Raw genomic sequence first — 16326 nt, 5'->3', positions numbered from 1 at the left:
CAGCCTAACAGCAGATTGGCATCCAATAAATGGTTAAAGAATTATTCTTAAGCCGAATTATTAAGCATTCTCAGCCTATTGCCGATAATGATAAGGAGATAAGTTCCTCCATTGGCAAAAGGTATCGGGGAAGTATGGATAATTTTCAAAAAGAGATAGAGGAGAGAACAAATCTCACCTCCTCCAACAGATTTGAGCTGTTGCTGTTCCGTTTGGGGGAATCCCAAGAGGAGCAACAATCGGAGCTGTACGGCATTAACGTGTTTAAATTACGTGAAATAGTCCCGATGCCAACCTTAACCAAAGCGGCAGGCATGGCTTCGCCGATGATGGGCATGGCGAATATTCGTGGGGAAATCATTCCTGTGATTGATCTTCCGGCGATTGTCGGCTGTGTACCCAAAACTGGGTTGAATATTCTGTTGGTCACTGAATATGCCCGTAGCACACAGGCATTTGCGGTGGAATCTGTTGACGATATTGTCCGTTTGGAATGGAGTCAGGTACTGGCGGCTGATGCGGGTGTCAAGAGCCGTAATATTACCAGTATTGCGCGTCTCGACAACGATAAAGCCAGTAATCGCCTGGCGCTGGTCTTGGATGTTGAGCAGATTTTATATGACATTATTCCGGCTAACCGCAATGTTCAAATTGATAGTGAGAAGACCAAAGCCTTTGATTTGAAACCGGGGGCGGTTGCAATTGTGGCAGAAGACTCAAAAGTCGCGCGCTCCATGCTGGAACAAGCCTTGAAGATGATGGATATTCCTGCCGCTATGCATATCACCGGTTTGGAAGCGTGGAATAAAATCAAGAAGATAGCTGATGAAGCAAGAGCGGAAGGCCGTCCGGTTTCGGATAAAATTTCATTTGTATTAACCGATTTAGAAATGCCGGAGATGGATGGCTTTACTCTGACACTGAATATTAAGCGGGATGAATTCCTGAAGAATATTCCGGTGATTATCCACTCCTCATTATCGGGTAGCGCAAACGAAGACCACGTGCGTAAAGTGGGTGCTGACGCCTATGTAGCGAAATTTGAAGCTAACGAATTGGAAGCGGCTATTCACAGTGCGTTGGACTCAAAGAAAACCTTAAATCGGTAATACCGAGCATCATCTTCTTGTCGTAGCCTTTTCCGGTTAGTGAGTTTGGTCGGAAAGGGTTACCCGGTTGGTTTCATTAAGCATGCCGATATTTATCTTTCACATTATCAACAGTGGATCTTGCTGACAAAAATCTGCCAGATGCTCAATTAAAGCCCTCACTCTGGCAGGAACATAGCGTTGCTGCGACCATACGGCGTAAATTTCGCGCGAGGCACCTTGCCATTCGGGTAATACCTGAATCAGTTCGCCGCGCCGTAGTGAGTTATGACACAAACTGATTGGGCAAAACAGGATACCTAATCCTGCCTGTGCTGCTTGTAGCGCCAGATAAACGCCGTTAACACAAAATTTCCCCTGTGGCTGCCAGCGCACGGTTTCCCCGCTTTGGCGGTGTTGCAGTGCCCAGTTCGATAACGGTGCGCTGACTACCAAATCACATAATCGTAGTTCATCCAAGGATTCAGGTATGCCGCGCTTTGCGAGATAATCAGGCGAGGCGACCAACACTATTTCCTTACTTTGCCCCAGTTTCCGCATATTGAGTAATGAATCTGGCTGAGCACCTACGCGGATCGCTACATCAGCGCCACTACCAATCAAATCTTGTGTGTAATTGTTCAGTTCCAGCTCAAGCTGGACTTGTGGGTATCGCGTCAAAAATGACATCCAGGCGGGGGCCAGATTGTCATTAGCTAAATCTGCCGGTGCCAACACTCGGATCAGGCCGCTGACCTGATGAAGCGTAATATCGAGTTTCGCTGTTGCTTGCTGTAAAGAGTGCACCAGCGGGCGACACTGTTCGTAGTATTGCCAGCCTTCACTGGTCGGAGTCATGCGCCGTGCGCTGCGGTGCAGCAGGCGGCAACCCAGATGTTGTTCCAGCTTCTGCAAGCGGCGCGTTAGGGTCGACGGTGGAATCGCGGCTTTTTCCGCCGCCGCCCGCAAACTTCCCATTTCTACAATACTCACAAAAAGCGCTAATTCATCCAGCATAGTTTCATATTTGGAATTTAAGATTCAATTTATCAATCTAGTTTCATTAATCAGCCTTTTCTAGAATTTCTTAATCGTTGCTTTGCCGCTCTCTTCTACCGCAAGAGTGACCAGAAAACGCATCGCAATTTACCGTGCGTCCAGCATTACATTTATCACGATAGGAAATACCACTATGCAGAGTTATCGTTTCAAACAATTTGGTCATCTTGACCACTTAGCGCTTTGTCAGGAAGAGATGCCGGTACCAGAGGCGCGAGAAGTGTTAGTTCGAATACGCGCCACGTCACTCAATTATCGCGACCTGGCCATTATGAATGGGCAATACACCTTGCCGTCTCACCCTGGGCATATCCCACTATCCGATGCGGCCGGTGAGGTTATCCAAATTGGTCAGCGTGTCGAGCGCTTCAAGGTGGGCGATCGGGTAGTGAATACCTTTATGCCGCGCTGGTTTGGCGGTGCTTTTCAGGCTTCAGGGCGTGCTGAACTTTACGGCAGTGATCGCGATGGTTGGCTGACGGAATATAAAGTGGTTAGCGAAGAGTCACTGCTAGCGTTACCTGATTATCTCAGTTTTGAGCAGGGCGCAACGCTTCCCTGTGCCGCAGTCACTGCGTGGTCGGCACTTAATGGTGACCGGCCAGTTAAAGCGGGTGAGACCGTGTTAACTCTGGGGTCTGGTGGCGTTTCGCTGTTTGCTATCCAACTGGCAAAAGCCATGGGGGCGCGGGTCATTGCCACGACGTCCAGCGAAACTAAAGCTGCACAATTGAAAGCGCTGGGTGCCGATGAGGTTATCAGCTATGTTCAACACCCTGAATGGAGCCATGAAGTGCTGCGCCTGACGGCAGGGCTTGGGGTGAATCGAGTAGTCGAAGTCGGCGGGCCGGGCACGTTGAATCAGTCCATTCGCTCGATCTGTATTGGCGGCGAGCTGGCGCTGATCGGATTTGTAGCTCACGATGCCGTAGCAATCGATTTTTTCAGCTTGTTTAACAGTGCAGCACGCTTTCGGGTGATAAATGTCGGCTCACGTGAGGATTTTGAACAGATGAACCGCGTGCTGGTACAACATCAAATCATGCCAGTCATTGATAGTGCCTTCCCGTTTGCTGACGCTAAACAGGCCTGGCGGCACTTTGATTCACGCCAGCATGTGGGGAAAATCGTAATCAGCCATTAACCCATGAGCGCTGACAGGAACATGAGAGGTCCGTGTTCATCGTATCTGAAATGCAAAAAAATCGCTTTTGAGATACGGTTTCGCCGGTAGGAATACTGAGAAGGTATGCGGATCTCTTTGCCATCGAGGTAGAATCGGGGCACTTAATATTATTGAGTCAATATTTGAGCCAGCTTCTTGATACCCTCAACAATTTCTGATGGGGAATGTGCGGCAAAACCTAACAGCGCAGCGCCTTTATGACTGGATAGCAGAGAAACCTGGTGTTATAGAGTATAGGTTACCCTGCTAAGCTTCACTTACTGAGTATTTGATTAACGAGTCATTCATATAAATATGTGAGCGGAGGGGTATTCACGATACTTTTTCCGCAGCAGAAGTAAAAAGCCCGCTCAGGTTCCCCTGAGCCTTTGTGTGACTTATCTTGTGAATAGCTGGTGATACAGTCGTGGAATAACGAATAGCTATGCCTATAGTTGTCAGGGCAATACCGTTATCTTTCATCTTAATATATCTGTTTCTCGGCGAAACGTTACCGTTGAGAACAATGCGGCGTGCACGGTAATTGTCACCGGCGCACTGATGATGGGTTAATCAAATCAGGAGAATGTGAAATGTCTGACCATCCTACGATTGCTCTTATTGGTCCGGGGGCTATCGGTACCACCATCGCCGCTGTACTGCATGAAGTTGGCCGCACGCCAGTCCTTTGCGGGCGCACCGCACATTCGCAGTTGGTTCTGCGTCACGATGACGGTGAAATTGTAGTGCCAGGTCCGGTATTGAGTCATCCGGCGGCTATCAGCCATCCGTTCGATCTGGTGTTTCTGGCAGTGAAAACCACCCAGATCGCTGATAGCGCTAACTGGCTGGCCGCGCTGTGCGATGAAAACACGGTAGTATGTGCGCTGCAAAATGGCGTTGAACAGAAAGCGCGGTTGGAACCCTTGGTCAAGGGGGCAAAGGTACTACCTTCGGTCGTGTGGTTTCCGGCACAGCGTGAGCCGGATGCTTCAGTCTGGTTGCGCGCTAAACCCCGCCTGACACTGCCGGATGTGCCGCAGGCAAAACGGGTAGCTGATGTGCTCAGCGGCACTAGCTGCGCGGTTGAGCTGTCAGCTGATTTTCTCTCCATCGCCTGGCGCAAATTGTTGCAGAATGCGGTCGCAGGTCTGATGGTACTGGCTAATCGTCGTGCCGGGATGTTCTCACGTGTGGATATCACTGAATTGGCACTGGCATATCTGCGCGAGTGTTTGACGGTAGCGCGAGCGGAAGGTGCCGTATTGAGTGATAACGTTCCGCAGGAGATCGTTGACGGCTTTCATCATGCCCCTGCGGATCTGGGCACTTCCATTCTCGCCGACCGTCAGGCCAACCGCCCACTGGAGTGGGATATCCGTAACGGCGTGATACAGCGTTATGGTCGTTTACAAGGTATTCCTACGCCGATCAGCGACGTGGTGGTGCCACTGTTGGCAGCAGGGAGTGATGGGCCGGGTTGAAATCGTTAATGGTAACCGAACTTAACATGTCACTAAGCCTGCACTTAACCACTTATCAAAAAAACAAAAGCAAAAAACCCGCTTAGTTGCCTAAGCGGGTTTCTCTAATATGGCTCCTCTGACTGGACTCGAACCAGTGACATACGGATTAACAGTCCGCCGTTCTACCGACTGAACTACAGAGGAATCGTGTGAACGAGGCGAATAATAGCGGGGGTGGTGACGTTTGTCAAAGTAGAAAAACACTAAAAACGCGCGTTTGCTGAGAGAATGAGCTTATTGGCTTGTTTTTCAGCAAACTTGTTTGTTTTTTTCGCTATTTTTATCTGATTTTTATCCAGATTTATCACGATGTGTTACGGCGTCACTTTAACTAACTGGCTGTTTTTGACCTGATTACCGGCATCATCAAAATAAATATACTCCAAGGTCAGTTTGCCATTGAGTGAGGCGGGGGGATGTTCAAATTGATACTGTCGCTCTGCAAACGGGGTGATCATCATGTTCATCTGTTGCGCGATGATATGGTTTTGTTGCTGACTTTTGAGCTGTATCTGGCCGAATGAAACATGATATGGCGTAGGGTTATGAATGGTGAGAACGTATTCTTTATTTTGTTTTTGTAGCGTAAAACTGATCTTTTTCACCGCTTCATCTGGTTTGAGCGCTAATCCATTGGGCCGGTAAAAAATTTTCATCTGCGTGTTCATTGCCATCGCCACTTGAGCATGAGCATCGGCGTTGCGTCGTGTTTTAGGTGGAATTTCATAGAGATTAAGCCAATAAACGGACTCTCGATCGGTGGGTAGATTGTCACCTTTATTAATAATACGCAGCGCTTGCGCGGCACCGGGCTGCATTTTAAAGACCGCCGGTAATACCATAAACGGCGCTTCGGCCTGGTCCGGTGTGCTATCCACGTCGCCATCGTCAACCCAAGTCTGCACCACAACGGGGTAATCATTGGTATTCGCCAGTATCAATGTACGCTCGCGTGACTCGGGTTGATAAATCATCCGGGTTGAGCTTGCAACAAGGCCCGCGTGAGCAGCTTGATTGATGTTGAATATCAGTAGAAACAGGTAGAAGTATCTCATTGTATTTTCACCAAAACATAAGCCGTAGAGTCAATTTTACCGGCGGTTGGCGTGCCATTCGGTAGTTTTTTTAATGTGGCAGTGAAGTGGTGCGAATAGTTGTTGAAACCCGCAGCATTACTGCCATTAGCATTAGCCCCGGTGAGAACCGGATACCAACCTGCACTGGTCGTGGAAATACAGTTGCTGACACATCCCCCCCAGCCAACAAAATTCATCGCTCTGCCGCTGCTGTCACTAAGACTGATCCCAACACCAGTGGCAATACCTTTGTCTGTGCCATAGTGGTCGGAAAGCAAATAACTGACACCGCCCGCAGAATTGACCAATCCTAAGCCTTGAGCAATCAGATAGCCGGGTAGTGAGGTCTGAATGCCGAGCGCGGTTTGTCCACTATTAACGCCAGAGTCGGTGCCAGATTGGCATTCGATATCAACGGTAATATCTGCGCTACGTGTTTGATTATCATTGAGTTCATTCACAGTAATAATAGGAAAAATCACATACGGCGTTACGTTGCGCACCACGCAGGTGTTTTTGCGCGTCAGGACGGATACCGGTGAGGTATTCATACCAAACGCCATATAGCGGCCTGTTCCCCATGTCTGATAATTGGTCGCTGAATCATAGCCAGTTTCTGGTACTGGCATACCGGGGCCTTTGAACACCACATATCCATTAGGTTGATTACAGGTATAACTGCCGGAGTAACTCTCTGCCGCAGGCCCCGGACATCCCCAACTGGAAGGGCCGGGAGTGCGATCCACCGAACCGACCTTTTTCAGTTCGGCACGGATTTGGCTGAAATGTTTACCTTTAATCTGAATTTTATTGCCGACCACATCGTATTTTTTCAACGGAACCTGTTGCCAGATTCGGGTGAACTCAATGCCGCTATCAACATGGATCAGTTTTAACGCGGTATAAGGGAAAAAGGTCTGAAAATAGTTGTCGCCCATATTGGTATAGCCACCAACATTACTGTCGCCGTTAGTTGCAAAGACTTCAAATAAGCTGTCTTTATCGGCGATATCACACTCATAGATAACAGCCTCGGGATCTGACCAGAAGCGGGCAGGGACCAGGCTGATAATGCTGGAGGCCAGAATTGAATCGACAGGTTGAATGTAATTGCTGGTGATATTGATATTGCCTAGTTGCAATGAAGCACCGTAGTTATCACCACCGATATTCGCGCCTTTCCAAACACATTGGGCATAGCCGGGCAAGGCAAGACTCAATAAGACGAGTGAAAAAAACCAGCGCCAACGGTGTGAGAAAAGAGGTTTACCTTGGTTACAGTTGATTGCAAGGCGTGTCATAGAATTCATACTGTCTCTCTGATTCAATGCTGGGTAACGACACACAAGGCATCGAGTTTATACAGCTGTTTATCTTTATTGGGCGTGCCTAAATCGTAATCTAGCTGGCAACGCTCATTATCAGCATCGCCCCATACCAGCAGAAGTGATCCGCGGGCCTGTTCGGCCCGTAAATAAGCCTGACTGGCCTGACCGACCATGCCGATTTCCTCATCCTGGCGGTTATTATCGTCATGGCTGTTGGCTGGGGCTCGCATGGTGTAAACCACTGCGCCCATCGGCACTTGACTGCCATCGGCCAGTTTGACGGTAATTAAGAGTGGGTATCCGTTGAGGGTGCGGAATTTGATTTTCACTGCCGAGCCCGCATAAGGGGCAATTTGGCGCTCCCCGTCCTGAAGTTCAGTATTGAAATCCATACCATCGGGATCGAGGGTGATGGTGTTGTAGCGATATGGCGTTAGGGTCGGAACCAGGGCATAACCGAAGCGGTCAATTTTAGCCCCTTGCCCATACATCACTTTGGCTCCACTGGCCCCTTTTGCCTCAATCAACGCAAAGGTATCGCTCAGATATGGCCCCAGCGTGACCCCGCCGCGGTGAAAAGCAATAGCCCCACGCGTGCTGGCTGAACTTTGCCAGTAACCCGGACTGAGGGAGGCACTGCCACTCAGGCTGGTGACCGGCAATCGTTTTTGCAGGCTGCCACTAAAGGTATTTTCTTTGGATTGCTCACTGCGGGCGAAGTCCATGCTGTAACTGGCTGATTGATCGTCGCCCATCACACCGGCCAGCGAAGTTTGATAGCTGGCCCCACTGATTCGACTATTAACAGCACCGGCAGAGACATAGGGGGCCTGAGGGTTGCCACCTAATGGGAATGAAAGAGACATTTGCACCACGGTTTCATTGGTCGCGAGAAGATTCGCCCCGTTCGCCGCCGGCATACCGCTACCGGGGTCGACAAAGTAAGTTTCGTTGGTCCCCCCACCGGTTTTTTGTTGTGAAACGGCAAGGTTAAAACTGGTATTGCGCCATAGCGTATTGGCATAGCCCAATTGCAACTGGGTATCCCGCTTGTGCGAATTGCGATAATCCTGCGAGGATGCGGTCAGATACAGTGAACCGTAACTACTAAGATTCTGATTAAGCGAGATTTCAGCCCGGCTTCGCTGTTGGTAAGTCCCTGAACTCCATACTTTGCCGTTACTGGCAGCCCGTATGCCCAGCACATCACTTAAATCACGGTAACCTTCCGTTGAATAACGGTAGCCCGCCACTGATAACGTGGTGTCGGTGGTTGCAAAGGTACGGCTGAAAGACGCTCGTGCCATCCAGCCATTTTGCGATTTATTCTCTGATGAGCTGGTATCGCTCGGAAGGCTGGCATGGGAATAGGTGGCATCCAGCCCTAAGGCCCCGATGTAGTGGGTAAAAACGCCACCCAGCATCACGGCCTGATATCCCGAGGCCAGCCGCATCCCGCTATTGGCCGTAATAGCGTTACTCACTCCCTGTTGATAGGTCAGCTCACCGAACATTTCCTGACTGCCCAAATCTCGAACCTGACCTGCGGCGAAGCTATAGCGTGAATAACCGGGGCGTAATGATTCAGGCACCGAGGAGAACGGCACTTGGAAGGTGCTGAGAGTGCCATCGGCTTCTTGAATTTCAACAGTTAAGTCACCGCCAAAGTTTGTTGCGGTTAAGTCATTGAATTCAAAAGCTCCTGGCGAAACGGTGCTTTGATAAATTGGCCGATTATTTTGATATACCGTGACCTTGGCATTGGTTCTGGCAATCCCCCGAACAATAGGGGCATAGCCACGTTGTGATTCCGGTAGCATGCGGTCATCAGTGCTCAGTGCGATACCGCTAAACCCCAGACTGGAAAAAAACTGGCCGGAACTGAATGTCTCACCCACGGTCACTTCACTGCCAATGCTGGGCAGAGCACGTTGGCTGTATAAACGGTTAGATGTCCAGTTCATCCCTCGGGTTGGGTCATAGCGCAAAGAGCCTTGTTGACGAAAACGCCACATGCCAGCATTGATACCATTGTTTAGGCTGAGATAGGTCGAGTCGGTACTGCGTTTAATTCCATCTTTGTTATACCCGACATGATATTGGTTTAAGTTGTAATTACTAAAACCAATGGTTTCTCCTGCCGTGAGATTGCGTGGGTCAACATAGCCACGTGGGATATTCTTCACATACAGTTGTGGCATCGATAAATCAAAACGCAACTTGGCATAATCAAAGCGATAGTCACTGGCAGGCAGTAGGGTTTTGAAATCCAGACAGTTATCTTCCTGATTGGCGTTTTCCAGCACATCGTCATTCACGCCCGCTTGCAGCAGCTGTGACACTGACAAGCAGGGAACAACTGCGCCATCTTTGGTCATAAATATCAGTTCGATACGATCGACAAACTTGTTGTTCATATAGAGATCAACTTGGTATTTGCCTGCTTCATAACTATCTTTTTTATTAAAACGGGAGATAGAGCCCAAGCCAAGTGATGAACCGCGCAATAGGGCATCTTCAAACACATATTCGTCTGGTTGGCTCTCATCTGCCGCTGATACAACATGGCTGACCAACAGACCCTGTGTTAGCAGGTAGGGTAACCAGGGAGCCAACCTCACGTTTTTTCCCTGTAGCCCGGCACATTCACGATTCTCATCACGACAACATTACAAATGGTAATCGCAAGGGATGTTAGTGCCATAATCATTGACCACATTCAGTGTGAGCAATTCGCCTTTTTTGGCTTTAACCCCGGCGGGCAGCGCTAAATCAGTGGTCGAGTTAGGGGCAAACATCTCGCTGGTAGCAAATGAGATGGTTTTACCGTCACTGACCAGTTTGGCATCACGCAGGCTTATGTAATAAGCCGTTGGGTTATGTATCTTGATTTTGTCACCGTGGCTGCTCTCCAGTGTGACGCGGATCTTTTCACCCAAGGTATCGACGTTTTCTTTTAATGCAGCGGGACGATAAAAGACTTTCAGTCGATTATTAACGATCAAGACCAGCTTGTTTTCAGGTTGTGTATCTGCTTTTTTTAAAGCGGGAATTTGTAAAAAATTCAGATAGAAAACGGATTCACGATCTTTGGGTAAATTACGTTCAATATAGGACAGGCGAACCACTTGCCCACTGTTAGCTTCCATCCGGAATATTTGGGGAGTCAATGCGAAAGGGACATCACTTTTTGATGGCGAAGACTGATTATTGCCATCATCCATCCATAATTGGACCAGGTTAGGGTGCTCATCTTTATTACTGAGCTGTAACACCTTCTCCCGAGTACCTTCAGGATAAATGATACGTGTCCCGGTCATAACAACACTGGCTTGCGTCCATAAGGGTACGCCGCTAAGCAGTAACAATGTGCAGGCGATAATGTTGTGGGCAGTCAGTGTCATAGCGCTTACTTATCCTTGGTTTTTCTGGTTTGTATCGGCTCCGTTACCGGTTGGCCAGCATATTCATGAAACAGTTCGGATTTCACGAATAGTCAGGGATAGGTGATCGCATATTGAGCTGAAGCAATAACGCTCCCTGCGGTGGCACGACCTTCTTCTGTAATATATTGTGCTGCTAAATCCTGTGATGCTGATGTCGAACCGGCGACCAGCGTAATTCCAGGTACGGAAACGCTACCACCCGACATACGTATAGCTGCGCCATTAGCATCAAGTAACTGAATAGCAACATTTTGTGCTGTCCCCACATTACCCAGATTGCCTGCGGATGTGACGTTCATCCCTTGAAAAACAGAGCTGATTTTAGTGTCTTGTATGGCGATATTGCAGCCAGTGAGATTAATCGTGAAATTGGTTTTACCGGCGACGGCATTGACTTGATTCAAGTTACTGGTCGAGACGGTGGGTAACAGAACAACGGGGGTGTTGGCTGTGCCATTGATATCAACCATGCAAGTCTGTTCGGCAACTTCTCCCTGAAATTTGATTGTATTATTTGAGGTTGCCGCCAACGCTAGACCTGGTAGGGTCAGTAGCGCCAACGTCATTAGTATTTTTCCCATGTCATTCCCACTTAAATTTATATTTTCATTAACGGGAAGCTTCGACATTCAACAAAATGAGCGATCATTTAGCTGAATATGATCTTCCGTTATTTATATTGGCTATCTGGTTTCGCAACCGGTGGTAGTGTAAGGGGAAATCAGGGGGGACAAAATGAGAGGCGTCTTTGTTTTGTATGTGAAATTTCCTACAAAAACCGTAGGAACTTATACTGCCAAAATTGATGATTATTATAAAACCTATATATTACAATTAATTACGTATTATTTTTGTGCGTAATGATGCCCCTGTCATAAAATATAAATCATTAGTCCATAAAAAAACTCGTCAAAATGTCTGACGAGTTTCAGTGATAATATTAATTCAATCCCTATTCTATGGCGGCGAACTACCTATTTCAGCGTATGAGGCTATTAATTCGACTAATAATTGGTTCGTCTCAGTCAATAGTGCCAGATAGTTAACACCGTATGCCATGACGGCATATTTATCCTGTGCATGCAGTAGGGATTCGAATTTAATGCAACTGTCCACCAAAGGCAGGGCATCAATCAATTGTACGCCGCCCTTGATTCGATGAACCAGGCTGGCCATTTCTGTATAAATTTCATCAGAAATAGCAGTGTTATCATCGACGGTGAGGCGCGAATACTGCTGTGTTAGCACCGCAGTATCTTGCACATTACTCTCCAGCAATGATTGCAATAGCTGCAACTCCACTTCTGTGTTGCCTCCCGAGAGGTTTTTTAGCTTATTCTGCGCGGTAACAAGGGGGGTCGCGGGTTCATTGCTAACAACATTCGGCACGCTATCTTGTGCTGTGACATCACCAACAAGCGCGCGCGAGGGCATATTCGTATCACTGCTAATAATTTCCTGACGTAGCAGGGTGGTACGCAGTGTATCGATAGTGACAGGTTTAATCATACAGTCATTCATACCGGCGTCACTGCAACGGGTGGTACTCTCTTCTCGCGCATCTGCGGTGCAACCAATGATTATCATGTCTTTCATTGTGTCGCTATTGCGGATATGGGCGGCCAGTTCGTAGCCATTCATTAATGGCATATTGTAATCGGTGATGACGGCATCAAAACTATAATGCTGCAATATCTGCCAGGCTTCCGCGCCATTCTCGGCACTCATCACTTGTTCGATACCGATAAAGGCTAACTGCTGCTGAAGTAACTGACGGTTAGCGGCTAAATCATCTACCACCAGAATTCGCAAATTTTTCAATTGATTAAGTTGTGCTTCATCTGCGACGGCAATGGCTGATTCCTGCGGCAAATCACTGGCACTGGCAACTTCCAGCGGCAATGTAATAAACAGGCTGGTGCCTTTTCCGAGCTGGCTTTCTAAGGTAATTTCCCCACCCATCTTATGAATCAGTTGATGGCAGATCCATAACCCCAAACCGGAACCCCCGAAGCGCGGAGATTTACCCTCATTAGCCTGACTAAATGGCTGGAATAATGTGGCCTGCGCCGCAGGAGAAATGCCAATACCGGTATCAGTAATATCGATATTCAGTACACCGTGTTTGTCATCGATGGCTTCCCAGGTGATATCCACGGAAACCCCACCTTGCTCGGTAAACTTCAGTGCATTACCCAATAGATTGCCCATGACCTGCCGTACTCGCAGCATATCCACCATGACTAAATCAGGAATTTGATCATCCACCCAACCGGAGAACCTCAGATTACGTTCATCAGCAATCGGCTGATAAATCGTAAACATCCGCTCTATTTCCTGACGGAAATCGACAACAGCCGGGTGAACACTCAGTTGCCCGGCTTCGATTTTGGCCGAGTCGATGATGTCATCAAGCAACAACATCAGCGATTGAGCAGACTTGGAAACGGTGACCAGGGTATTTTTATCTACCGGCTGTTCACTGCGTATCTCCAGCTCCAGCAATCCCATAATGGCGTACATTGGTGTGCGCAACTCATGGCTAATGGTCGCCAGGAAGGTGCTCTTGGTGCGGTTGGCGCTTTCGGCTTCGACGCGGGCCGCTTCCAATTGCCGTTCAACCGTTTTGCGTTGGCTGATATCCAGCCAGCCACCGAGCAGGCTGCGCTCAGCATTATCCAGCGGAATAATCCACAGGAAGATATCGCGTAACTCACCGTTGATCTCAAGCGAAAGATCCACCATTTGCGGTTTTCGGTCGGTTAATACCAAGCGGCAATATTTATCTATTTCGCGATCTAACGGGCTGGTCATTGGCCAATTGGCTGGCTCATTATTGTGGTTGAGTAGATCGTTTAACTTATCCTGATGCGCGTCAGCAAAGTGGTTGTTATAAACGGCCAATTCACCAGCGGTAGTGCGAATAAATACCGCGAATGGCAGGGCATTAATAATCGACTCTTGTTGCAGCAAACGAGCATGTAACAACGCGGCTTGACGGCGTTTATTGAACACCAGATAACCAAGGTATAAACCGAACACTAACAGCAGGCCTGAACTGATTTTCAGCGTTAACATCAGCCATTCGTTGTCTTGTAGGCTTTCATCAAAGCTGACGGGTTTAGGTTTAAACGTGCTCCATTCACTGATGATATTGTCCAGTTCTTCTGGTGGGATTGATTCAATGACTTTATCAACGATGGCTTTTAATTCAGGAAGTTTCGGGCTGATGGCAAATGCCATCATCAGCGGCTCTTCGCCGGTGACAGCAACCGTTTTAATATTGGGGGTAAAGTTCTGTGCTGACAGATAGTTAGCGGTCATCATATTTTTGATAATCGCATCGACTTTCCCTTGTTGCAGCATGCGTACCAAGGTCATGGTATCGGGGGCTTCAACAAAGGTAATTTTTTGTGCCAAAAGAGTGTTGTTGATCACGCCACCGGAAGTGCTGCCCGACTGTATCCCCACTCGTTTTCCCGCCAGATCCGCGACATTGTTGATATCGTTGCGATCTTCTCGCGTTAAGATACCCCATAATGATTGGGCGACGGGGGAGGAATAAAGGCTGCTACCATATTGGCCATTGCGTACCGCGACAATCGGTAGCATATCTATCTTTCCGGCAGCAAAATCACGCACACCTTCGCCGCTGTCTTTGATATAAATCGGCTTAAATTTAATGCCGGTACGGCGTGAAATAATGTCGATGAGATCGACAGAGAAGCCGGCCATCTCACCGGTTTGGCGATCACGGAATATTAATGGAGCCAAATCCAATGGCGCAGCATAGGTCACCTCTGGATGATGCTGAATCCAATTAAGCTCTTGTTCTGTAAGAAGTAATTTGGCATCAATATTATAATGATGTTTGCTGCCAAACCAGCGCTGTTGAATATCACCCGTGGCACGGCTGGGCAGTAACTCCAGAATCTGATTAATGTAATTAATCAGTTTTTGATTTTTTTCCAGCGCCAGGAAAGTGTAAGGGGCTGGGTGATAAGGAGCAAAGTTACGAATTTGCAGTGTCAGCAGTTGTAATTGGTCAATCAAATAGTTAGCTGATGTGGCATTAGCGACAAACACATCGGCATTACCATAGGCAACGGCCAGTAACCCTTGTAGCTGGTTAGGATAGGCGACTATTTTATCCGCATGATAATTAAACAAAAATTCCGGTGAAAGTGGCTCGTTATTGACAATGGCTACCGTTTCCGGGTGGGTGCGTTTGGTGGGATCCCAATTCTTGCTGCGAACCTCGACATGCCGGTTAGTGAAGAATGCATGGGAAGCAATGAGTCCCGGTTGAGCGGGCATCGGGGTGCCTGCCATTAAATCAACCTGACCATTTTCCAGTGCATTCAATACTAAGCCGTAATCACAATAACCAATCATCTGGAAAGAGAGTTGGCTGGCATCACTGATGATTTTTAGATAATCCGCGACGATACCTTCGATGGCGTTGTCATCACGGTTCACAACAAAAGGGGTATTGGCATCAATAACCACGCCCACTTTTACTGTGCGCCGGCTCGATTGGCGGGCGTCGGTCGCTGGAGGGAGTAATAAGTCTTCACTGTAACTGTTCGCAATACTGTGTATCGTCAGCGGTTGACCGGTATCACACCCCTGACGACTGGTCATCAGGGCAGCATGAAGTTGCCCGCTCAGTAATACCAGGCAGCACAGTAAAATGCGTAAAGAAAACCAACGACGTAGAGATAATACTGTACGCGGTAAATCAGACCTGACGGGACTAGACCAAATTATGGGTATGCGCATAATCTGCCAGTTCAATTACAGAACTCAGTCCTAATTTAGTGAGGATTCGCGTTTTGTAGGTGCTGACAGTTTTGTTACTGATAAACATCTCGTCGGCAATCTGTTTATTTGACAGACCATTGACCAGATAACGTAAAACATTAATTTCTCGCTCTGACAACAAGCGAGCCCGATTGACGGGGTCATGACTTGAAGGCTGCCCGGCTAATTGGGTCAAGGTTTCAGATGGGAAGAAAGAATACCCGCGTAATACGTTCTGCGCGGCAAAAAGAATTTCGCTAATATCTTTATTTTTGCTAATAAAACCGTTAGCGCCAGCTTGTAATGCCCGAACAGCAAAAACCTGCTCATTCTTAGCTGACAAAAATAACGATTTACCGGTAAAACCACGCTGTTGTAGTTTTTTCAGTAATGAGAAACCATCAAAATTCGGCAGTTCAATATCAATAATAACCAAATCGACTGGATTGTTTTTTAATGTCTCTAAGGCTTCACTGCCATCAACTGATTCATAAATGGTTGAAAATTCGTTACTTTGTGACAGTAATGCACGAATGGCAACTCGAATTGCTGGGTGGTCATCAACTATCATCACTGATTTAGTCATGTTATCTCCGTAAACCGTTATATCTTGGGATTCGCAGAGTTAATTCACTGCTCCTCGCTCGCATCGATCGACTTCAAATGATTACCCAAGACGAGATAAACAAGAACCGCTACTGCCGATGCCCAAAGTAATAATTATGTAAGGTACTATTTCGGTGATTTTAATCTCTAATTATAGATTATCAAGAAAAGATTCTTACTGATGTCTGCATTACGTAGGTTAATTCATCTTATAGACATTATCCTGTTT

11 protein-coding genes, 1 tRNA gene and 1 pseudogene are annotated in these 16326 nt (G+C 47.6%); 4 read left to right on the top strand and 9 right to left on the bottom strand.

The window, feature by feature from the left end; all coding sequences use genetic code 11:
* Positions 1-134 precede the first annotated feature (134 nt).
* Positions 135-1109, top strand: a complete 975-nt coding sequence (locus HU019_RS12880; RefSeq protein ID WP_174847288.1) for a chemotaxis protein — start codon at positions 135-137, stop codon at positions 1107-1109.
* Positions 1110-1208: 99 nt separating this feature from the next.
* Here the strand turns inward: HU019_RS12880 and HU019_RS12875 are convergent, their stop codons facing one another.
* The gene (locus HU019_RS12875) at positions 1209-2105 is read right to left on the bottom strand and encodes a LysR family transcriptional regulator (RefSeq protein WP_174847287.1); all 897 of its coding nucleotides are present in this window, start codon (positions 2103-2105) and stop codon (positions 1209-1211) included.
* Between the two features lie 175 nt (positions 2106-2280).
* Here HU019_RS12875 and HU019_RS12870 point away from each other — a divergent pair, with 175 nt between their 5' ends.
* The 3 genes and pseudogenes from HU019_RS12870 to HU019_RS12865 all read left to right on the top strand — a co-directional run bounded on the left by HU019_RS12870 (position 2281) and on the right by HU019_RS12865 (position 4796).
* On the top strand, positions 2281-3291 hold the full coding sequence (locus tag HU019_RS12870) for a zinc-dependent alcohol dehydrogenase family protein (RefSeq protein WP_174847286.1): 1011 nt from the start codon (positions 2281-2283) through the stop codon (positions 3289-3291).
* A gap of 214 nt (positions 3292-3505) precedes the next feature.
* Positions 3506-3583, top strand: a pseudogene (locus HU019_RS20525) (GNAT family N-acetyltransferase); the annotation flags it as partial.
* Between the two features lie 322 nt (positions 3584-3905).
* On the top strand, positions 3906-4796 hold the full coding sequence (locus tag HU019_RS12865) for an oxidoreductase (protein WP_174847285.1): 891 nt from the start codon (positions 3906-3908) through the stop codon (positions 4794-4796).
* Positions 4797-4906: 110 nt separating this feature from the next.
* Here HU019_RS12865 and HU019_RS12860 read toward each other — a convergent pair.
* The 8 genes from HU019_RS12860 to HU019_RS12825 form a co-directional block, all read right to left on the bottom strand.
* Positions 4907-4982 (bottom strand) — tRNA-Asn (locus HU019_RS12860).
* Between the two features lie 170 nt (positions 4983-5152).
* Positions 5153-5893: a fimbrial biogenesis chaperone gene (locus HU019_RS12855; RefSeq protein WP_174847284.1), complete on the bottom strand. Its 741-nt coding sequence runs from the start codon at positions 5891-5893 to the stop codon at positions 5153-5155.
* On the bottom strand, positions 5890-7224 hold the full coding sequence (locus HU019_RS12850) for a fimbrial protein (protein WP_174847283.1): 1335 nt from the start codon (positions 7222-7224) through the stop codon (positions 5890-5892). Before HU019_RS12850 ends, HU019_RS12855 begins: the two co-directional genes overlap by 4 nt.
* 14 nt (positions 7225-7238) lie before the next feature.
* Positions 7239-9863, bottom strand: coding sequence for a fimbria/pilus outer membrane usher protein (locus HU019_RS12845; RefSeq protein WP_174847282.1), 2625 nt, complete (start codon positions 9861-9863; stop codon positions 7239-7241).
* Positions 9864-9911: 48 nt separating this feature from the next.
* Positions 9912-10646 carry a fimbrial biogenesis chaperone gene (locus HU019_RS12840; protein WP_174847281.1) on the bottom strand — a complete coding sequence of 245 codons (735 nt, stop codon included), beginning with the start codon at positions 10644-10646 and terminating at the stop codon, positions 9912-9914.
* A 92-nt stretch (positions 10647-10738) separates the two neighbouring features.
* The gene (locus tag HU019_RS12835) at positions 10739-11269 is read right to left on the bottom strand and encodes a fimbrial protein (RefSeq protein ID WP_174847280.1); all 531 of its coding nucleotides are present in this window, start codon (positions 11267-11269) and stop codon (positions 10739-10741) included.
* Positions 11270-11645: 376 nt separating this feature from the next.
* The gene (locus HU019_RS12830; protein ID WP_174847279.1) at positions 11646-15470 is read right to left on the bottom strand and encodes an ATP-binding protein; all 3825 of its coding nucleotides are present in this window, start codon (positions 15468-15470) and stop codon (positions 11646-11648) included.
* Positions 15445-16077: a response regulator transcription factor gene (locus HU019_RS12825; RefSeq protein WP_004391176.1), complete on the bottom strand. Its 633-nt coding sequence runs from the start codon at positions 16075-16077 to the stop codon at positions 15445-15447. Before HU019_RS12825 ends, HU019_RS12830 begins: the two co-directional genes overlap by 26 nt.
* Positions 16078-16326: the final 249 nt, after the last annotated feature.

The organism is Yersinia artesiana (assembly GCF_902726545.1).
In the GTDB taxonomy this organism is placed as follows: domain Bacteria; phylum Pseudomonadota; class Gammaproteobacteria; order Enterobacterales; family Enterobacteriaceae; genus Yersinia; species Yersinia artesiana.
The sequence above is the reverse complement of the archived record's forward strand: the minus strand, read 5'-3'. Positions and strand labels throughout refer to the sequence as shown.